The following is a 20,251-nucleotide window of genomic DNA, read 5'->3' as shown; positions in this document are numbered from 1 at the left end:
CGAGAGGCGTTGGTGGACAGGGGCTGTGGTGGGACGCAGGATGTTGACGGTGGAGGATCGGACTGAGATCGCTACCGGGATCAAGGCGGGTTGGTCGGTGACCGCGATCGCGGCGCATGTCGGCCGCTGCAAGTCGGTGATCTCACGAGAGGTCCGCCGTAACTCTACCGCGGCGGGGTATCGGGTGGTGGCCGCAGAAAAGCGGGCCACTGCCGCGAGGACACGTCCGCAGTCGCGTGCGATCGATGCGATCCGGTGTTGGCCGCACGGGTGCGAGCGGATCTGAAGGCTTCTCGTACACCACGCCAGATCGCGGGGCGGTTGCGGCTGGAGGCATCTGAAGACAATGTGGAACTCATGGACGGTTCCCTCGATGCCCAGGGCCGCACGGTCTCACACGAAGCTATCTACCGGTGGATCTATGCGCACCCCGGAAAGGAGCTCGCTAAACAGGGAATCATGTTGCGCAGCAGACAGGTTCAACGCAAACCTCGCAAGAAGGTCGGTGAGCGCAACGCGCGGATCGTGGGCATGATCTCCATCGATGACCGTCCGACCGAAGCTACCGACCGACGCGTGCCCGGCTGGTGGGAGGGGGACCTCATTGTGGGTGCCCGCAACAAGTCCGCCGCGGTCACCCTGGTCGAACGCAGCACCCGCTACACGCTGATCCTGGGGCTGCCCGACGGGAAGAAGGCCGTCGGTGTAGCCGATGCGTTGATCGACCATCTCCACGCGTTGCCGGCGTTCATGCGGCAGGGGTTGACCTGGGATCAGGGCACCGAGATGGCTGAACATGCCTCGGTCACCGTAGCCGCTGACCTGCCGATCTACTTCGCTCACCCACATTCGCCGTGGGAGCGTCCCTCCAACGAGAACACCAACGGACTGATCCGCGAGTACCTACCCAAAGGCACCGACATCACCAGCAATCAGGCCTACCTCGATGCCATCGCCCGCGAGCTCAACGAACGCCCACGACAAACCCTCGACTTCTACACCCCCCGCGAGAAGTTCGAAGCCCTCCTACGAGACAACGTTGCTTGCACGGGTTGACACCGCCGGGTCTTGCCTGCGGCAGTCGGTGGATGACAGTGTGAGATGCGTCTTCGTCGAGCTGGAATTTGGAGAACCCTGTGACCACATATTTCGTGACCGGTGGCAGCGGCTTCATCGGACGCCGCGTCATCAGAGAGCTACTCGCAATCGACGCGGACGCACAGATCCACGCACTCGTCCGGGAGGGCTCGCTGTCGCGGATCACCGAGGTTCTGCGCGACACGGCCGGTGGTGACCGGGTCCACCCGGTGATCGGCGACCTCACCTCCGACGGGCTCGGGGTCACCGACACCGACCTCGAGATCGACCACGTCATCCACCTCGCCGCGATCTACGACATGGCCGCCGACGCCGCGAGTCAGCACGCCGCCAATGTCGAGGGCACCGCGCGGGTCGCCGATTTCGCCGTCGCGCATGACGCGATGTGTCACCACGTGTCATCGATCGCGGTGGCCGGCGATCACCGGGGCGAGTTCACCGAATCCGACTTCGACCTCGACCAGGGATTTCCGACCCCGTATCACCGCACAAAATTCGAGGCCGAGAAGGTGATCCGCGAACGAGAAGGGCTGCGCTGGCGCATCTATCGCCCCTCGGTGGTCGTCGGCGACTCACGCACCGGCGAGATGGACAAGGTCGACGGGCCCTACTACTTCTTTCCCTACCTGCGACTTCTCGGCAAGCTGCCGGCGGCACTGCGCCTTCCGTTCCCCGACCTCGGCCGGATCAATCTCATCCCGGTCGACTACGTCGTCGACGCCCTGGTGTCCCTGGTCGGTACCGATCCCGGCGTCAGCGGTCAGGTCCACCACCTGGGCGCGCGACATTCACTCTCCATCACCGAGATGTACAACGATCTCGCCCCCACTCTGGCAGCACCCAAGGGCATCAACGTCATCCCGCATCAACTCGTCGGGCGCGCCGTGTCCCTGGCGGGTTCTGCGCCGCTGCGAATCGGGCGCGACCTGCTCGCACAGCAGGCCGGCATCCCACCCGCACTGCTCGACGGCATGGACCTGCCGGTGGATTTCCGATCCGATCTCACCATCGGACACTTGGCCCGATTCGGTGTCCGGCCGCCGGAATTCGACGAGTACGCACCACTGCTCTGGCGGTACTGGGAACGCGAACTCGACCCGGCGCGGCATCGACGGAACGACCCGCGCGGCCCTCTCGTCGGCAAGGTGGTCCTGATCACCGGCGGCTCGTCGGGCATCGGCAAGGCCACCGCCCGCATGTGCGTGGCGCGTGGTGCCACCGTCCTGATCGTCGCGCGACATGCCGACGAACTCGATACCGCAGCAAGCGAATTGGCGGCCACGACACCTAAGACCGGTGTGCCGCTCGGCCAGGTGTTCCCGTACATCTGCGACATCAGCGACGAGGAGTCGGTGCGGGCGATGGTCAAGACCATCATCGTCGACCACGATCACGTCGACATCCTCGTCAACAACGCCGGGCGCTCCATCCGCCGCGCCACCATCAACGCCGTCGACCGGTCCCACGACTACCACCGCGTGATGGCCGTCAACTACTTCGGTGCAGTCAATCTGGTGTTGGCATTGTTGCCGCACATGGTCGAACGAGGCACGGGTCACGTGGTCAACGTGACCTCGATCGCGGTGCAGGCACGTGGTCCCCGCTTCGGCGCATACGCCGCGTCGAAGGCCGCTCTCGAGGCGTTCAGCGATGCGGCCGCCGCCGAGACCCTCTCCGATCACGTCACGTTCTCCAATGTGCGCCTCCCCCTCGTGCGCACCCGGATGATCGCCCCCACCGAGGACTACCAGAACTCGGCGGGCGTCTGGAACGTCGACAAGGCCGCGTCCCGGGTCCTCGACGCGATTCTTCATCAGCCACACCGGGTTTCGACGCCACTGGGCGACCTCGCCGATCTCGGACACCGGTTCGCACCGCGCATCACCACCCGCATCATGCATCAGGAATATCTCCTCGGCCGGGAATCGGCGGCGGCACTCGATTCGGCCGAGAAAGAGTCCGGTGACTGATACCCCGGTGACCGACACCCCATACCTGACGATCGATCTGCCGCGAGTCGACGCCAACCTCTCGTCAATGGCGCGCCACTGCGCCGAACTCGGTGTCACGCTGCGTCCACATGCCAAGACGCACAAGTGCATCGAGCTCGCACGCCGCCAGATCGACAGCGGGGCAGCCGGTCTGACCGTGGCGACGATCGGCGAGGCAGAGGTGTTCGCAGCGGCTGCCGAACGGACCGGATGCCGTGACCTGTTCATCGCCTATCCGCTCTGGGTGACCGAACACAAGGGTGCCCGGATGCGCGCCCTCGCGCAGACGGTATCGCTGCGCGTGGGAATCGACTCGGTGGCCGGTGCGCGGCGCCTCGCCGCCGAGGTGGTGCGCCCGGGCGTGATCGTCGAGGCGATCATCGAGGTGGACTCCGGACACCACCGCACCGGAGTGCCACCCGAGGATGCCGGGACGGTGGCGGCGGCCGCGGCCACCGCAGGACTCGACGTGGTGGGCGTGTTCACCTTCCCCGGCCACGGTTACGGCCCGGCGGCCGCACGCGCCGAGGCCGCCACCGCCGAGGCAGACGCGCTGCACAAAGCATCGGAATCGCTGCGCGCCAACGGAATCGGACCACGGGTGATCAGCGGCGGATCGACGCCGACGGTCGGCTTTGCCCGGCCGGGCCTGCTCACCGAGCTGCGGCCCGGCGTCTACCTGTTCAACGACGCCCAGCAGGTCGAACTCGGCAGTGCCGGATTCGACGACGTCGCGCTGACCGCCGTCACCGCCGTGGTGCACCGTGCCGGACGGCAGGTCGTGGTCGACGCCGGCAGCAAGATCCTCGGCGCCGACCGCCCCGCCTGGGCCTCCGGCTTCGGCCGGGTGATCGACACTCCGCAGGCGCGGATCACCGCACTGTCCGAACATCACGCCACCCTCGAATATCCGGCCGACGCCACACCCGCAGCGGTGCCTGATGTCGGTGCGACCGTCCGGGTGATCCCCAACCACGTGTGTTCCGCGGTGAATCTCGTCGACGAGCTCGTCGTACACACTGCCACGGGTGAACCGCTGTCCTGGCCGGTGGCGGCACGCGGCGCCAACAGCTGAGCGCTAGCCAACAGCTGAGCACTATTCATTCGTACACACCCTCCACCACCCAGCCGCCGGACCGGTAGCACAGCAGCAGCGCCCGGGAGTCGTCGAGCAGCACCTGCGCGCGCGCACTGATCGCATCCGGCCCGGTCTCCAGGCCGACCGGCCACGGCCCGGCCCACCACCGCACCTCCCAGCCCTGCCGGGAGGGTTCGGGCATCCGGACCGTCGTCGGTTCCGCGGTGAACGCGCCCCGTGGGGTGACCCGCACCGGATCACCGGCAGGATCGATCACCTCGACCGGGGCGTCGGACGTCATCGCCGGCGCCGGCTGCGGCAGCCGGCCCGGCCAGGGTGCGTCCGGATCCCGTTCGGGCACCGGATCTTCACCGAGGGTGATCATCGAGATCTGCTCGGCCGGACCCCGCCCCCCGCTGAGCACCGGGATACGCACGGCGTCGCCGCCGAGCAGACCCTGCACCCGCTCCATGCTGCGTCGCGCACGCTCGGACAATTCCGTGTCCCCGGGCAGCCCGGCACCCGACAGCGCATGCTGCAGCTTCCCCGCATCGACCACCTCGACCGGGTCGAGCCGCAACGTCGCGATCGGCGAATCCGGCCGCGTATCCCCGGAGCCGCGAGTGCGGCCGCTGGTCATCCAGCCCTCCAGCTGCCAGCGGATACGATCGGCGGTCGTCGCCGGGGTGAGCGGCTGAGCACACCGCCACGTCCGCGAATGCCGCTGTCCCCGTTCGGTGATCGCCTCCACCGTCAACTTGGTGCAGGCCACCGACGCATCGACGAGGCGACGGTGCAGCAGCTCGGCGATCCGGCGGCCGGCGAAGGCGGCGGCATCGATCCGGTCGATCGTCGGGTCGCAGAGATACTCGATCGCAAGATCTTCCGGCAGTGTCTGCGTCGAAGGCGGGCGACCCGGCTGGCCGGTGGCCTGCCGGTGCGCGGTGATCGCGTCGGCGTCGAAGCGGGTGGCGACATCGGCCGCCCCCAGCGCGGCGAAGGCACCGATGGTGTTCACCCCGAGTCGGCGCAGCAGCGCGACCAACTCGGTGCGTTCCGGCCCACACATCGAGGGCTCGACGGCGAGGTCGGCGATCGGGCGGGCGGCGAGATGTTCGCGGTCGCCGCCGGATGGGACGCACTGCCCGCTGCGGGCGGCCAGCACCGCGGTGAACAACTCGTCGGCGATGCCGACCTGCGACTCCACCCCGCACGCCGAGACCCGGTCGATGAGTTCCTCGGCCAAGATCTCCTCACCGCCGAACACGCGGGCCGCACCGGTGAGCCGCAGGACCACCAACCCGGGCCGCAGCACCTCCATCGCCGGCACCAGGTCGGTCACCGTGGCGGCCACCGGCTCGAACAGCCGGCCGTCGCGGTGCTCGTCGGCAGCGACCACCGTCATCTCCGGACACACCGACTGCGCCTGACGCTTCCGCATGCCCCGCCGGACCCCCGCGGTCCGGGCCGGAGCCGAGCAGGCGATCACGCGGTTGGCGTGCAGCACCGCCACCGGATGCCTGGGCGGCAGGTCGGCGTGTGCTGCGGCGGCCGTCGCGGGCCAGTCCGGACACCACAGCGCCAGCACCCGCGCAGGCCGTGACCCGGCGGCCATCAGTTCGCCACCGCACCGGGTGCGTCCACGGCGTCGACGCGCGTCTCGGTCACCCGCCGGATCTGTACCGCGTCGTCTCCGAATCCGCCTGCCATGACGTCGATCCGGGCGGAGCGCCGGCGGCGGTCGCGTCCTTCGGCGACGACCTGCAGCCGCATGCCACCCACCCGCCCGTAGCCGCGATCCGCGGTGGCGAGATCGTCGGCGCGGGGACCGTGTCGATAGCCGACCACCCGCGCGTCCATCCGGGTATGTGCTCCCGGCCAGTCTCCGTCGACCACCAGCAACGACGATCCCTGCTGCCGCGCGCGGCCGCCGACCACCCGGCTCCGGGCGGGCGGCACCGTCACGCCCCGCAGCCCCAGCACCACCAGATCCATGCCGTCGAGCAGGACCGCGGCCACCTCCACCGGGTCGACACCCGGGTCGGGGACCACGGCGATCCGGCGCAGATCGGCGCCCATCTCCACCGCGGCGAGCAGATTGAGCCGGGGCATCCCGACGATGCCGACCTGGCTGCCCGAGCGCGTGATCGTGGCGATCATCGCCATCAGCAGCGATCTCGCACCCCGGTAGCCGAGGACCGTGCCGCGAGCGATTCCATTGTGCGGCAACACGTCCGACATGACCTCGGGTAGCGGGAACACGTCGACAGACACCGGCTGGACCGAGCGCCGGTCCGGCAATCCCGACATCACCGCCATCTTCTGCCGGAGGGCGTCGAGAGTAACGGGATCCGCATGTCCCGACTCGCCACGCCCACCGCGATTCAACGGCACCACACTCATGACACACCCCTCCTGGCCAGCGCATACTGTGCTCGGCGAGCCGGGAAGTTGCCACGCCATCGCGTCCATCCGATCCCGGAATCGCACCGGATATCGAATGTGTTTTCGATGTTCTGATCGTACGACGCGACTCCGACAGTTCGCAACAGCGCTGGTCAGCGGAACCCTTCAGAACAGTGTGAGCGCCTGCGCGAGTTCGGGTTCAGGCTCGGGTTCGACGGCCGTCACCACCCGCGAGGCCGACGATCCGGCGAGTCCGTGGCCGGCGACCAGCGGTCGCATCCGTTCCCGCAACCACGACGAATACTCCGGGGTGACGTAGGCACCCCGGCCATAGAGCCCGCGGTACCGGCGGACCAGCGCCGGATGATGCTCGGCGAGCCAGGTCATGAACCAGGGCTTCGTCGCCCCGCGCAGATGCATCGGGATGACGGTCACCCCCGACGCCCCGGCCTGCGCCAGCGACTCGAGCAGAGCGTCGAGGTGCGCCACCGAGTCCGTCAGGTACGGGATCACCGGGGCGATCATCACGTGCGGGGCGAACCCGGCGTCGGCGATGTCGCCGATCAGCGCCAACCGCGCCGCCGGCGACGGCGTTCCCGGCTCGATCTGTTTCTGCAACTCGGCGTCGTGGAAAGCCAGCGACACGCTCAGCGAGACCGTCACCTGTCCGGCCGCCTGACGCAGCAGCGGCAGATCCCGCCGCAGCAGCGTTCCCTTGGTGAGGATGGAGAACGGGGTCGCGGCTTCGGTCAACGCCGAGATCACCCCGGGCATCAGCCGGTAGCGCCCCTCGGCGCGCTGATAAGGATCGGTGTTGGTACCCAATGCCACCGGCTCCCGGCGCCAGGACCGGCGCCGCAGTTCCTTGCGCAACACCGCGGCCACATTGAGTTTGACCACCACCTGCGAGTCGAAGTCGCGACCGGCGTCGAGATCGAGGTACTCGTGGGTGGGCCGGGCGAAGCAGTACCGGCACGCATGCGTGCAGCCGCGGAAGGTGTTGACCGTGTAGGTGAACGGCAAGCCGGACTCGACGGGTACCCGATTGAGCGCACTCTTGGCGAGGACCTCGTGGAAGGTGATGCCCTCGAACTCGGGCGTCTGCACCGATCGCACCAGTCCCGCCCGGCCCAGTCCGGGCAGGGCACCATCGTCGGCTTCGACAGCCTGTTCGGACCAACGCATACCGGGAGTCGAACACACGTACTACGACATGTCAAGACGCGGCGAGTGCCACACCCATTCGCCCGTCCTGCCCAAGCGGCGGCCCCGGCTATCATCGCTGCATGACCGCCGACGCCGAAAGCCATCGGACACCGGGTCCCAACTTTCTGGTGGCCGGACGCTATCGGCTCATCTCCCGGATCGGCGGCGGCGGCATGGGTACCGTTTGGCTGGCCCGCGACCAACTTCTCGACCGCGAGGTGGCCGTCAAACAGGTCCTTTCCACCGAGGGACTCTCGGAGGACTCGGCGGAGACCGTTCGGCAGCGTGCCATGCGAGAGGGACGGATCGCGGCACGGCTGAGTCACCGCAACGCGATCGCCATGCACGACGTGGCCCTCGACGGCGGTGAACCCTGGCTGGTGATGGAGTACCTCCCGTCGCGCAGCATCGCCCAGATACTGCATGCCACCGGCACTGTCGACGTCACCGAAGCCGCAAAGATCGGCGCACAGGTGGCCGACGCCATGGTCGAGGCGCACGCCTCGGGAATCATCCACCGCGACATCAAACCCGGCAACATCCTCATCGCCGGCGGCGGACGTCAGGCCGGCCTCGTCAAGATCACCGACTTCGGCATCTCCCGCGCCAAGGACGATGTCACGATCACCCAGACCGGCCTGATCACCGGCACCCCAGCGTATTTCGCACCCGAGGTTGCCCGCGGCGATCCGCCTGCCGAGCCCTCCGACGTGTACTCGCTCGGCGCGACCATCTACACGATGGTCGAGGGCCAGCCACCCTTCGGTGTCGACGACAACTCGCTGGTGATGTTGCATCGGGTGGCGCGGGCGCAGATCAATCCGATGACCAAGGCCGGCGCCCTCGAGCCGGTGTTGCTGCGCATGCTCGAACCGAGCCCCAAACGCCGCATCACCATGACGCAGGCACGCGACGAACTCGCCCGGGTCGTCGCCGGTGAGCACGGCTCCACCGAGCAGGTTCTCACCAGCCTGGTCTCCCGGTCCGACCTCGGCCTGAATCCACGTCGCCGACCGGCCACGCCCACCGGCCAGCCCGCGAACCCGGGCACCGGCGGCCGCGGGCCACACACGAAACCCCCTGGGCCACAATATGACCCGACCCGAGTCGCGACTCCGGCCCCATACGACCCCTCGACACCGTCTTCGGCTGCACCGTATTCGTCTGCACCGTATTCGTCTGCACCCTATTCACCGGCGCCGTACCCGCAGCACTACTCGTCGCCGTCCTACAGCAGCGCCATGCCGCCGCTGGGCCCGGCGTCACAACGCCAGCAGACCTCGCCGGCGCTGCTCGCCGTGGTCGTCCTGCTGTTCTTCCTGGTGCTCGCCGGGGTCATCGTGCTGGTGATCGCGCTCCTCAGCTGACGTACTCCCCAGAAGACCTGCAGCCCAGCGGAGGTGCAGCTCAGCCGATGTGCCGGGTCGCCGCCCAGCGGGTGAGCGCATTCCGGTTGGACTGCTGCGTCTTTCGCAGCACATTCGACGCGTGCGTCTCGACCGTCTTGATCGAGATGAACAATTCCTCGGCGATCTCCCGATAGGTGTAGCCGCGCGCGAGCAGCCGCAACACCTCCAACTCGCGGCGCGTCAGCGAGTCGAGCTCGGGATCCAGTTGCGGCTCCGGTGCCGACGACTTCCCGGTGAACGAGTCGAGCACGAAACCCGCCAGCCGCGGACTGAACACGGCATCGCCCTCGGCGACCCGGCGCACCGCGTCGGCCAGCTCACCGCCGTCGATCGTCTTGGTCACATATCCGCGCGCGCCGGCCCGGATCGTCGCGATGACGTCCTCGGCGGCGTCGGACACGGACAACGCCAGGAACACCGGGGCGTCGGCGCCCATCGCATCGGTGACCCCGCGCAGGACCGCCACGCCGCCTCCGGCGGGCATGTGTACGTCGAGCAGCACCACGTCGGGGCGCAGCCGGGTGATCCCGGCGACGGCCTCGGCGACGCTGCCCGCCTCGCCGGCCACCGTGAGCCCTGCCTCCCCGGCCAACTCGACCCGCACCCCCGACCGGAACACGCCGTGATCGTCGACGAGGAAGACGCGATACTGCCGGTCACTTCGCGGCTGCGGCTGTTCGAGGGTCATGACACCTTTCCGTGTTCGGCTCCGGCACTGTCGGCCGTTGACGGCAGCGCACCGGAAGCCGGTGCGCCGGAATCATTATCGCGTTCTTGAGCGAGGGTGGCGGCCCCTTCTGGAGCCTGCACCTCCCCCCGCGGCATGGTGACCCGCACGTTGGTGCCACGCCCGGGCGCCGACCTGATCGTCACATGCCCACCCACACGTTCGGTGCGGGCGCGGATCGACCGCGCGATGCCCTGCCTATCGTCGTCGACCCGGCCGAGGTCGAAGCCGACGCCACGATCACGCACGAAGACCTCGACCTCGTCGTCGCCGACCTCGAGATAGACATCGACCTTGCGTTCGCCGGAATGCTTGGCCGCGTTGACCAATGCCTCGCGGGTGACGCCGACCAGCGCAGGCCAGCGCTTGGCGGCGACCTTGTCGGTGTCGTCGTCGGGACGCAGATCGCCGACGGTGACGACCTCCACCTCGATGCCGTAATGGTCCTCGACCTCTCCGGCGACACTGGTGAGTGCGGCGACCAACGAACTGCCGCGCTGCGCCGGGTCACCGAAGAGCCAGCTCCGCAGTTCGCGTTCCTGGCTGCGGGCGAGGCGGGCCACCTCCTCGGGTCTGGCCGCCTTCTTCTGGATGAGGGCAAGTGTCTGCAGCACCGAGTCGTGCAGGTGGGAGGCGATCTCCTCGCGCTCGGCATTTCGGATACGCGCTGCCCGTTCGGCATTCAGGGTGCGCCACATGCGCATCCACAGCGGGACGGTCAGCAGCAGGACGCCGAGCAGGGTGGCGGCCACGGCCAGCAGCGTGGTGCTCAGACCGCCGAAATTGCGGGTGCCGGCGAACACGATGACGACGAGGCCGCCGATCACGAGCACCGCACCGCCGGCCAGCCGTGTCCACGTCAGCAGCGGTCCGTGGGGACGCGAACGCGCCGAGGTGTCGAATTCCCGCCACACCAGACTCGCACCGACGGCGACGAACACCAGCGGCACCAGATAGGTTGCGGGCGTACCGGACGCAGCGAATCCCACCACGCCCATCGCGACGAGACCGATGATCGCCAGCCCCCAGGCCTGCCGCCGTTCGGCGGGCGTGGGCGCGGTGACGTCGTCGCCCAGCGGGCAGAAGAACCAGAGCAACGCGTACGCGAGGGCACCTGCGCCGGCCATCGCGGTCAGCACCACGAAGACCACCCGAACCCGGAACGCGTCGACGCCGAGGTGGTCGGCGACGCCACCGGCGACACCACCGATCACGCGGCCGCCACTGCGGCGCGACAGCCGCTGCGGTCGCTCGATCTCCGCAGTTCCCATCTGTCGATACTGACACGTTCACCCCGTCGACGGCATCAGGGTTCACCCGGGTGCCGACCCGGAGGACCGTGGGCGCACCGGCGCCGGGAGCGAAGCGAGCGGGCCGCATGTATCGGGCCACCGGCCGGTGCCCGGGCCCCGATCCGATCCGGGTGGATCTCAGGGTCGTTCCCCGATGTGCCGACCGCGACGGGGCGACAGGATGGCTGTCATGAATACCGCACACCTTCGGATGCAACTCGGGCGATTGTGGGACACCCGGCCGGTACGACCTTCCTCCCCACGCACCATCGCCGGCGTCTGCGCGGGCATCGCCGGGCGCTACCGGATCGACCCCACGCTGGTGAAGGTGGCGTTCGTGGTGGCAGCGGTATTCGGCGGCAGCGGCCTGATCTTGTACGTCGCGGCATGGATCGTCTTCCCGTCGAGCACCGGCGCCCGCGCCCGCGCCGAACGCAGCCACGGCGGCCATGCGCACGGCTGGTTCAACAACCCGACAGTCATCCTCTGGGTCGTCATCGTGATCGTGGCGTCCTCCGTCCTCTCGCGGGGACCGTGGGGTTCGGGCGGTGTGGTCGGCGGACTCCTGATGCTCGTCGGGTGGTGGTTGCTGTTCCTGCGCACCCCCGAGCCACCCGCCGGCACCAGCGTGACGACGGTGGCGATCCCCGAGTCGCCGCAACGGTTCGTGCGCTGGACCCCGCGTGCGGTGCGCACCGGCGCCCCGGTCGCGGCTGCCGCTGCCACCGCCACCGGCGCGCGGGCGGCTGCGGCTGCCGTACCCACCGACACCGGCGCGCGGGCGGCTGCGGCTGCCGTACGCACCGACACCGTGCCCACCGACACCGTGCCCACCGACACCGTGCCGACCGAGACCGGCCCCACCGACTTCCTCGACGCCACCCCGCCTTCGTGGGATCCGCTCGGGGCCGCGCGGTTCGCGTGGGACCTGCCCGAGCCCACCACCCCGCAGCCACCGCCGGTCACCTATCCGCGCCACCCACGGCGTTCGGCATTCTCGTTCGTCGTGCTCGGCCTCGCCATCCTGGTGGTCGCGGGCGGAGTCGCGGCCAATGCGCTCGGAGCGGACTGGTTCACCACTGCTCACGTACTGTCCCTGGCGTTGGCGGTGATCGGCGCCGGGCTGCTCGTCAATGGGCTGCGCCGCCACACTCCGCGTTCACATCCGGGCGCCTTGGCGCCGCTGGCGATCGGATTGTCGGCGGCGGTGATCGTGACGACGCTGCTCACCACCTGGGGGCCCGACGACCACCGGCTGGGCATGCCCGCCGGCGGGATCGGCGATCGCAACTGGAAACCATTGAGCCAGAATGATATCCGGGATGAGTACACCTTGAGCACGGGGAGCATGACACTCGACCTGCGCGATATCACGCTCGCCGCCGATGACACCGTGCATCTGCGCAACGGGATCGGTGAGATCGTTGTCAAGGTTCCGGCCGGGATGAACGTCCGGGCCAACTGCTCCGCCGGCGCCGGCGACTACACCTGTCCGGAAGGCCTCGACGGCGGCGCAGACGGAACCGGCGGGCCGGTACTCACCATCGATGCGCACACCAACGTCGGCAGTGTGGAGATCAAGCGATGAACCAGTCGAATCAGAACAGCATAGGAGACGAGATGAACGGCGCCACAAGCTCATTCGACACGTCCGCGAGCTCGGAGCCGGGTGGGGTGCGGCGCCGCCGCGCACCTGCGGTCGCGCTGACCGGCGTGGTCGCGCTGGTGATAGCGGGATGGGGCCTCGCAGACGGGCCACGCGTTCCCGACCCGGCCACCATCGGGTGGCTCGTGGTGGCCGTGGCCGTCGCCATCGGCGCGCTGCTGATCGTCACCGGGGCGCGGTCGGCGCGAACCTGAGCGCGGTCGGAGACCGCTACTCCCATTCGCGCGGTCGGAGACCGCTACTCCCATTCGCGCGGTCGGAGACCGCTACTCCCATTCGATCGTGCCCGGCGGCTTGCTCGTGACGTCGAGGACGACGCGGTTCACGTCGGGCACCTCGTTGGTGATGCGGGTGGAGATGATCTCGAGCACCTCGTAGGGCACCCGCGTCCAGTCCGCGGTCATCGCGTCCTCGGACGACACGGGGCGCAGGACGATCGGATGCCCGTAGGTGCGGCCGTCGCCCTGCACGCCGACGCTGCGGACGTCGGCGAGCAGCACCACCGGGCACTGCCAGATCTGCGTGTCGAGCCCGGCGGCGGTGAGTTCTTCCCGGGCGATGAGGTCGGCGGTGCGCAGCATGGCGAGCCGGTCGGCGGTCACCTCACCGACGATGCGGATCGCGAGCCCCGGACCCGGGAACGGCTGGCGGCCGACGATCTCCTCGGGCAGACCGAGTTCGCGTCCGACGGCGCGGACCTCGTCCTTGAACAGCAGGCGAAGCGGTTCGACGAGTGTGAATTCGAGGTCCTCGGGCAGCCCGCCGACGTTGTGATGGCTCTTGATGTTGGCGGTGCCGCTGCCGCCGCCGGATTCCACGACATCCGGGTAGAGCGTGCCCTGCACCAGGAATTCGACCTTTTGGTCGTCGGCGGCGTGTTCGCCGAGCACGTCGGTGACCGCGCCTTCGAAGGATCGGATGAATTCGCGGCCGATGATCTTGCGTTTCTGCTCGGGATCGGAGACCCCGCTCAGTTCGGAGAGGAAGGTCTCGGCGGCGTCGACGGTGACCAGTTTCGCGCCGGTGGCACCGACGAAGTCGTGCTGGACCTGCTCACGCTCCCCTGCCCGCAGCAGCCCGTGGTCGACGAAGACACAGGTGAGGCGGTCGCCGATGGCTCGCTGCACCAATGCTGCGGCGACCGCGGAATCCACCCCGCCCGACAGGCCGCAGATCGCCAGGCCGTCACCGATCTGGTCGGCGACCTGATCGATCAGGGCGTCGGCGATGTTGGCCGCGGTCCACGTCGGCTCCAGGCCGGCGACCTCGTAGAGGAAGCGGGTGAGGAGCTGCTGACCGTGCGGGGTGTGCAACACCTCCGGGTGGTACTGGACACCGGCCATCCGCCGTTCGACGTTCTCGAAGGCGGCAACCGGGGCACCCGGCGTCGAGCCGGTGACCGTGAACCCTTCCGGGGCTTCGACCACGGCGTCGTTGTGGCTCATCCACACCGGCTGGGCGCCGGTGAGACCTTGGTGCAGGACACCGCCTTCGGTGGGAGTGAGTGTGGTGCGGCCGAATTCGCGACCACCGGTGTTGGCGACGTGCCCACCGAGCGTGGCCGCCATCGTCTGGAATCCGTAGCAGATGCCGAAGACCGGGATGTCGAGGTCGAGGAGTGCCGGATCCAGTCGCGGGGCGTCGTCGGCGTACACCGACGCCGGGCCGCCGGAAAGGATCAGCGCCACCGGATTCTTGGCCCGGAACTCCTCGATGCCGGCGTCGTGCGCGATGACCTCGGAGTAGATCCGGGCCTCCCGGACGCGGCGCGCGATGAGCTGGGCGTACTGGGCGCCGAAGTCGACGACGAGCACCGGGCGGGGCGCGTCGAATCCGCCGGTGGCACGCGATTGGTCTGCAGAATCGGTCACGGCACGAGTCTAATGTCCCGCCTGCGGCGGCCCCGGTGCGGATCGCGGTGCGGATTGATCGACCGCGGCGCCGCGGCGACCTCAGCACGTGGAATACTCGTTTCTCGCGATGCAAACCACCGAAAGCCGTGATCGCACCTGGTCACTGAATATCTCCGACATCACCCAGGCCGCCGTGTTCGCCGCGTTGATCGCCGCGCTCGGGCTGCCGGGCACCATCAGCGTGGGCACCAGCGGTGTCCCGATCACCTTCCAGACCCTCGGGGTGATGCTGGCAGGCGCGATCCTGGGTCCCAAGAAGGGCACGCTCGCGGTGGTCCTGTTCATGGTTCTGGCGATCGCGGGTCTGCCGATCCTCTCCGGTGGCCGCAACGGACTGACCGCGTTGAGCTCCCCGACCTCCGGATTCTTCGTCGGCTTCCTTCCCGGCGTGATCGTCATCGGGGTGCTGACCGCGCTGATGATGTGGACGCGCACGTCTCGGACGCCGCCACCGCGCTACCGGCTGCTCCCCGGTATCGCGATCAACCTGATCGGCGGCATCCTCGTGGTGTACGTGTGCGGAACCGTCGGCCTGATGATCCGTGCGGACATGACGTTGTGGGCGGCGATCGCCGCGAACGGCTGGTTCATCCTCGGCGACGCCATCAAGGCCGTCGTCACCGCCCTGGTCGCCGCGCAGGTGCACCGCGGATGGCCCGGCCTGATCGGGCCGCTACGGCGGACGCGGGCCGACGTCCCGGCCACGTCGGACTGACGCGTTCGCAATCGCCGATACCGTGATCGAATTCCGCGACGTCACCCACGCCTTCGGTGAGCGCACCGTGCTGCGCGAGGTGTCGGTCACCCTCACCGAGCGGCGCGTCGGCATCGTCGGCGCCAACGGGAGCGGCAAGTCGACCCTGGTGCGCATGATCAACGCACTCGTGGTGCCCGACCACGGCACGGTGACCGTCAACGGGATCGACGCGCGCCGCCACCGGCGCCGCGTCCGCCGGGAGGTCGGCTTCATCTTCTCCGATCCCGATCGGCAGATCATCATGCCGACGGTCGCCGAGGACATCGAGCTCTCCCTGACCCGCAGCGAACTCACCAAAGCCCAACGGGCCGAACGTACCCGGGAGATGCTCGAGCGATTCGGACTCGCCGACCACGCCGACCAGCCCGCCGCGCGGCTGTCGGGCGGACAGAAACAACTCCTCGCCCTGGCGTCGATCTTCGTCACCGAACCGGCGATCGTCGTCGCCGACGAACCGACCACGCTGCTCGATCTGCGCAATGCCCGCATGCTGCGCACGGTGTTCGCGGGTCTCGACGAGCAGCTCGTCGTGGTCAGCCACGATCTCGAGCTCGTCGCCGACTTCGACCGGGTACTGGTCGTCGACGACGGCCGCATCGTCGCCGACGATGCACCCGGGCCGGCCCTGGCGCACTACCGGGCGATGATGTCATGAATCCGCTGGGCACCTACCGCCCGGGACGCTCACCGCTGCATCGGGCGTCGCCGGGAGTCAAACTCCTCGGCCTCGCGGCCGCGATCGTGGCGATGTCGGTGTTCGTGCGGTCGCTGCCCGCGCTCGGTGTCGCAGCGCTCGCGGTCGCGGTCGTCTACGCGCTCGCCGGCATCGGCCCGCGCACCGCGTGGCGCCAGTTCCGGCCCACCCTCTGGATCCTGGTGTTCATCTTCGCCTTCCAGTGGATCTTCACCGACTGGCGCCGCGCGCTGCTGGTGTGCGGGGTCCTCGGGCTCTCGGTACTGCTGGCCGCGGTGGTGACCTTGACGACCCGCACCACCGACATGCTCGATTCGATGACGCGGGGACTACAACCCTTGGCGCGCTTGGGTGTTCGCACCGACCTGATCGCCATCGCCCTGGCGCTGACCATCCGTGCGATCCCGTTGATGGTCGAGGTCGCCGCCCAGGTCGACGAGGCACGGCGGGCGCGCGGGCTGCGGCCGGGACCGCGAATCCTGGTGGCGCCCATCGTCCTCGCCGCGTTACGCACCGCCGACGGATTCGCCGAGAGCCTCTCGGCCCGCGGCCTCGACTGAGACACTGTCTTCGCGTACCCACTGTTCGTACAGGCTGCGCAAGGTCGGGGCGTCGACCTCCACGCCCGACCGGTCGGCGTATTCCTGGACGTGACGGGCCAATTCGGGTTGCTCATGCGGTTCGAGCACGATCCCGTATTCGGTCTCGAGTACGTAGGCGATCCCGCCCTTGCCCGACTGGGAGTTCACGCGGATCACCGCCTCATAGGTGCGGCCGATGTCGGCCGGGTCGATCGGCAGATACGGCACCTCCCAAGGCAACCGGCGCTCGGCGATCCCGGTGGCTGCGGCACGTTCGCGGTGCTCGGCCAGTCCCTTGCGGATGGCGTCCTGATGGGTTCCGCTGAACGCCGTATGCACCAGCGACCCGGCATAGGGATGGCGCGGATGGATCTCGATGCGGTTGGCGTACTCGACGGTGCGGGCCACCTCGTCGATGTCGGAGAAGTCGATCATCGGATCCACGCCCTGCGCATGGAGATTCAGTGCCAGGGTGGCGATGTCGACGTTGCCGGTACGTTCCCCGTTGCCGAAGATGCACCCCTCGACGCGTTGGGCGCCGGCCAGCACGGCCAGCTCGGCGCACGCGATCCCCGTACCCCGGTCGTTGTGCGGGTGCACCGACAGGATCACCGACCCGCGGCGGTCCAGGTTGCGGTACATGTACTCGATCTGGTCGGCGTACACGTTGGGCGTCGCCACCTCGACGGTCGCGGGCAGATTGATGATCACCGGCCGGTCCGGACTCGCCTCCCACAGTCCGGTCATCGCGTCGCACACCTCGAGGGCGAAGTCCGGTTCGGTCAGATTGAACACCTCGGGAGAGAACTCGAAACGAACGTTGTCGAGCCCGTCGGCGCACTCGAGGATGTCGCGGCCGCCGCGGGTGATGATCTCCCGCAGGCCGTCCCGGTCCCGTCGCAGCACCACGTCACGCCAGATCGGGGCGGTCGCGGTGTACATGTGGATGACCACATCGTTGGCGATGCCCCGCACCGAATCCACGGTGCGTTCGATGAGATCGCGCCGTGCGGGGGTGAACACGACGATCGTCACGTCGTCCGGGGCGATGTCGTCGGTGGCCAGCATCCGGACGAAGTCGAAGTCGGTCTGCGACGCCGACGGATAGCCGACCTCGATCTCCTTGTACCCCATGGCGACCATGAGTTCGAAGAAGCGTCGCTTGCGTTCGGGGTCCATCGGTTCGGCCAGTGCCTGATTGCCGTCGCGCAGGTCGACCGGTACCCACAGCGGCGCGGTGGTGATCCGGTTGGTCGGCCAGCGGCGGTCGGTCAACGGGAGCTCGACCCGGTCGTGGACGGCGCGGTAGCGGTACGACGGCATCTGCGAGCATTGTTGGCGGTTCCACGCCGGGGCACCGGTTGCCACGCCGCCGGCCGGCGTGGAGATCGTGGGGAAAGAAGTTGTGCGCATGGTATTTCGGACTCCGTGGTCGAGATCGGTGTTCGACCGGCACGACGGCTCCCACGGCGGGGAGCCGGTCGTGATCAGGCCCCGCCGTGGCAGCGAAGGAGGAGACGCGCACAGAACTGCATGCCCCGAAACCTAACAGTCCTCAGACAAGTGCGCAAGCCGTGGCCCGAGGACGACCGAACGGCGGGGCCGTCAGCCGGCGTCGACGTGTGCGGCCGGCGTGATCGGCAACCGCAGGGCGCCCGGCGCGTCGGCCGGAACGACCGGGGTCGTCGGCGCGACGGGGGCCACCCGGGCGTATCGCTCCCCCTGCGCCGGGCGGGTATCCGCCTCCCCCTTGTTGGGCCAGAAGGCCATTGCGCGTTCGGCCTGCGCGCAGATCGACAGGGACGGATTCACCCCGAGGTTCGCCGAGATGGCGGCGCCGTCGGTGATGTGCAGCGTCGGATAATGCCACACGCGGTGGTACGGATCGATGACGCCTTTCGCCGGCACGTCGGAGATGGCACACCCACCGAGATAGTGGGCGGTCAGCGGCATGTTGACGATGTCGCCCCAGGTGCCGCCGGCGACGCCACCCGGAAGTTTGCGTGCAATCCGGCGGGTGGCCTCGTTACCGGCGGGAATCCACGTCGGATTGGGTTCGCCGATGCCTTGTTTGCTGGTGATGTAGCGGAACGGTCCGCGCTCGCGGACGAAGGTCGTCAGCGAGTTGTTGTTGTTCTGCATGACCAACGCGATCACGGTGCGTTCACTCCAGCGGCGCACCACCAGGAGGCGACCGAGCGACAACGGATTCGCGGCGACCTGGCGCACGAATTGCCCGAATCGGTTCGCCGGAGACCCGCCGTCGGTGAGCAACGTCTGCAGATAGGCGATCGCGTTGGAGCCCTTGCCATATCGCACCGGCTCGATGTGTGTGCTGGGGTCGGGATGAAATGACGAGGTGATCGCGACGCCCCGCGAATAGTCGTGTGCCGGATCGTATCTACTGGCCATCGCCCCCAGGATGGACTCGGAGTTGGTGCGGGTGAGACGGCCCAGCGCATCCGAGATCCGTGGCAGGGTGCGATATTTGGCGTGATGCAGCAACCGCTGCGTGTTGAACGTCCCCGCGGCGACGATCACCTGCGACGCGGTGTAGGTCCGCGTGCGGCGCCGTACCGGTCCCCACGCCGACGAGCGGTGGGTGCCGACCTCCCAGGTGCCGTCGGCCCGTTGGGCCAGTCCGTCGACCGTGGTGCGGTCGACGATCGTCGCACCGTGGCGTTCGGCAAGGCCGAGGTAGTTCTTCATGAGGGTGTTCTTGGCGCCGACACGGCAGCCGGTCATGCAGGCACCGCATTCGGTGCAGGCGGTTCGCTCCGGTCCGGCGCCGCCGAAGTACGGATCGGGCACGGTATGTCCGGGCCGACCCGCCAGGCCCGTCTTCTCCCCGAAGAACACCCCGACCGGGGTGGCGGTGAAGGTGTCGCCGACGCCCATCTCCTCGGCGACGTCGCGCATGATGCGATCGGACTCGGTGAAACTCGGATTGGTCACCACCCCGAGCATCCGCCGGGCCTGCTCGTAGTACGGGCCGAGTTCGTCCGCCCAGTCGGTGATGTGGTTCCACTGCGGATCGGCGAAGAACGGCGTCGGTGGTTTGTAGAGCGTGTTCGCGTAGTTCAGCGATCCGCCGCCGACCCCCGCGCCGGCCAGGATCATGACGTCCTTGAGCGCGTGGATGCGCTGAATGCCGAAGAGTCCCAGCTTCGGTGCCCACAGCCACTTGTGCAGACGCCAGCTGGTCTTGGCGAACTCCGAGTCCTCGAAGCGACGGCCGGCCTCGATCACGCCGACGCGATATCCCTTCTCCACCAGCCGCAGCGCGCTGACGCTGCCGCCGAATCCGGAGCCGATGATGAGCACGTCGAAGTCGGTGGGGTCACGGTGGGCTGCCATGAAAACATTCTAACGTTCATTGTCACATCAAGTGACGTGGGTCTCCCGGTAGCCCGGCTGACGGCGTTCCGGCCAT

Annotated in this window: 16 protein-coding genes and 1 pseudogene; 9 read left to right on the top strand and 8 right to left on the bottom strand. The window is 68.5% G+C overall.

Going from position 1 to position 20,251, the window contains the following annotated elements; translation table 11 throughout:
- The first annotated feature begins 40 nt into the window (after positions 1-40).
- The 3 genes and pseudogenes from ACPXB3_RS12265 to ACPXB3_RS12255 all read left to right on the top strand — a co-directional run bounded on the left by ACPXB3_RS12265 (position 41) and on the right by ACPXB3_RS12255 (position 4,164).
- A pseudogene (locus ACPXB3_RS12265) lies at positions 41-1,056 on the top strand (IS30 family transposase).
- 80 nt (positions 1,057-1,136) lie between these two features.
- On the top strand, positions 1,137-3,068 hold the full coding sequence (locus ACPXB3_RS12260; protein WP_425727752.1) for an SDR family oxidoreductase: 1,932 nt from the start codon (positions 1,137-1,139) through the stop codon (positions 3,066-3,068).
- 7 nt (positions 3,069-3,075) lie between these two features.
- Positions 3,076-4,164 (top strand): alanine racemase, encoded by a 1,089-nt coding sequence (locus tag ACPXB3_RS12255; RefSeq protein ID WP_425705160.1) that lies wholly within the window; start codon positions 3,076-3,078, stop codon positions 4,162-4,164.
- Positions 4,165-4,189: 25 nt separating this feature from the next.
- Here ACPXB3_RS12255 and ACPXB3_RS12250 read toward each other — a convergent pair whose 3' ends face one another.
- The 3 genes from ACPXB3_RS12250 to ACPXB3_RS12240 form a co-directional block, all read right to left on the bottom strand.
- A complete protein-coding gene (locus ACPXB3_RS12250) occupies positions 4,190-5,782 on the bottom strand; it encodes a DNA polymerase Y family protein (RefSeq protein ID WP_425705048.1) in 1,593 nt (530 codons plus the stop codon).
- Entirely contained in the window at positions 5,782-6,570 is a 789-nt protein-coding gene (locus tag ACPXB3_RS12245) for a hypothetical protein (protein WP_425705049.1), read from the bottom strand. The genes ACPXB3_RS12250 and ACPXB3_RS12245 overlap by 1 nt, the downstream gene beginning before the upstream one ends.
- A gap of 168 nt (positions 6,571-6,738) precedes the next feature.
- Positions 6,739-7,758: an Rv2578c family radical SAM protein gene (locus tag ACPXB3_RS12240; RefSeq protein WP_425727751.1), complete on the bottom strand. Its 1,020-nt coding sequence runs from the start codon at positions 7,756-7,758 to the stop codon at positions 6,739-6,741.
- A gap of 101 nt (positions 7,759-7,859) precedes the next feature.
- Here ACPXB3_RS12240 and ACPXB3_RS12235 point away from each other — a divergent pair, with 101 nt between their 5' ends.
- The gene (locus ACPXB3_RS12235) at positions 7,860-9,146 is read left to right on the top strand and encodes a protein kinase domain-containing protein (RefSeq protein ID WP_425727750.1); all 1,287 of its coding nucleotides are present in this window, start codon (positions 7,860-7,862) and stop codon (positions 9,144-9,146) included.
- A 40-nt stretch (positions 9,147-9,186) separates the two neighbouring features.
- Here the strand turns inward: ACPXB3_RS12235 and ACPXB3_RS12230 are convergent, their stop codons facing one another.
- Both ACPXB3_RS12230 and ACPXB3_RS12225 read right to left on the bottom strand, forming a co-directional pair.
- A complete protein-coding gene (locus ACPXB3_RS12230; protein WP_425705052.1) occupies positions 9,187-9,876 on the bottom strand; it encodes a response regulator in 690 nt (229 codons plus the stop codon).
- Positions 9,873-11,186, bottom strand: coding sequence for a PspC domain-containing protein (locus ACPXB3_RS12225; RefSeq protein ID WP_425727749.1), 1,314 nt, complete (start codon positions 11,184-11,186; stop codon positions 9,873-9,875). Before ACPXB3_RS12225 ends, ACPXB3_RS12230 begins: the two co-directional genes overlap by 4 nt.
- A 211-nt stretch (positions 11,187-11,397) precedes the next feature.
- Between ACPXB3_RS12225 and ACPXB3_RS12220 the strand changes: the two genes are divergently transcribed.
- Together ACPXB3_RS12220 and ACPXB3_RS12215 are read left to right on the top strand one after the other, a co-directional pair.
- A complete protein-coding gene (locus ACPXB3_RS12220; RefSeq protein ID WP_425727748.1) occupies positions 11,398-12,795 on the top strand; it encodes a PspC domain-containing protein in 1,398 nt (465 codons plus the stop codon).
- Positions 12,796-12,827: 32 nt separating this feature from the next.
- Positions 12,828-13,067, top strand: coding sequence for a hypothetical protein (locus ACPXB3_RS12215; protein WP_425705055.1), 240 nt, complete (start codon positions 12,828-12,830; stop codon positions 13,065-13,067).
- Positions 13,068-13,139: 72 nt separating this feature from the next.
- Here ACPXB3_RS12215 and guaA read toward each other — a convergent pair whose 3' ends face one another.
- Positions 13,140-14,687, bottom strand: coding sequence for a glutamine-hydrolyzing GMP synthase (guaA, locus tag ACPXB3_RS12210; protein ID WP_425727771.1), 1,548 nt, complete (start codon positions 14,685-14,687; stop codon positions 13,140-13,142).
- A gap of 166 nt (positions 14,688-14,853) precedes the next feature.
- Between guaA and ACPXB3_RS12205 the strand changes: the two genes are divergently transcribed.
- From ACPXB3_RS12205 to ACPXB3_RS12195, 3 genes are read left to right on the top strand one after another with little or no spacing between them, the layout of a single operon-like run.
- Positions 14,854-15,501, top strand: a complete 648-nt coding sequence (locus ACPXB3_RS12205; protein WP_425705056.1) for a biotin transporter BioY — start codon at positions 14,854-14,856, stop codon at positions 15,499-15,501.
- A gap of 22 nt (positions 15,502-15,523) precedes the next feature.
- On the top strand, positions 15,524-16,198 hold the full coding sequence (locus tag ACPXB3_RS12200; RefSeq protein ID WP_425705057.1) for an energy-coupling factor ABC transporter ATP-binding protein: 675 nt from the start codon (positions 15,524-15,526) through the stop codon (positions 16,196-16,198).
- A complete protein-coding gene (locus ACPXB3_RS12195) occupies positions 16,195-16,797 on the top strand; it encodes an energy-coupling factor transporter transmembrane component T family protein (protein WP_425705058.1) in 603 nt (200 codons plus the stop codon). Before ACPXB3_RS12200 ends, ACPXB3_RS12195 begins: the two co-directional genes overlap by 4 nt.
- On the opposite strand, the gene ACPXB3_RS12190 is transcribed toward ACPXB3_RS12195, so the two are convergent.
- A complete protein-coding gene (locus tag ACPXB3_RS12190; protein WP_425727747.1) occupies positions 16,744-18,231 on the bottom strand; it encodes a 2-isopropylmalate synthase in 1,488 nt (495 codons plus the stop codon). The genes ACPXB3_RS12195 and ACPXB3_RS12190 overlap by 54 nt on opposite strands.
- Positions 18,232-18,423: 192 nt before the next feature.
- The gene (locus tag ACPXB3_RS12185) at positions 18,424-20,175 is read right to left on the bottom strand and encodes a GMC family oxidoreductase N-terminal domain-containing protein (RefSeq protein ID WP_425727746.1); all 1,752 of its coding nucleotides are present in this window, start codon (positions 20,173-20,175) and stop codon (positions 18,424-18,426) included.
- Between the last annotated feature and the right edge of the window lie 76 nt (positions 20,176-20,251).

The organism is Gordonia sp. DT219, assembly GCF_049847065.1.
In the GTDB taxonomy this organism is placed as follows: Bacteria; Actinomycetota; Actinomycetes; order Mycobacteriales; family Mycobacteriaceae; genus Gordonia.
This window is presented reverse-complemented; position numbering and strand designations above follow the sequence as displayed.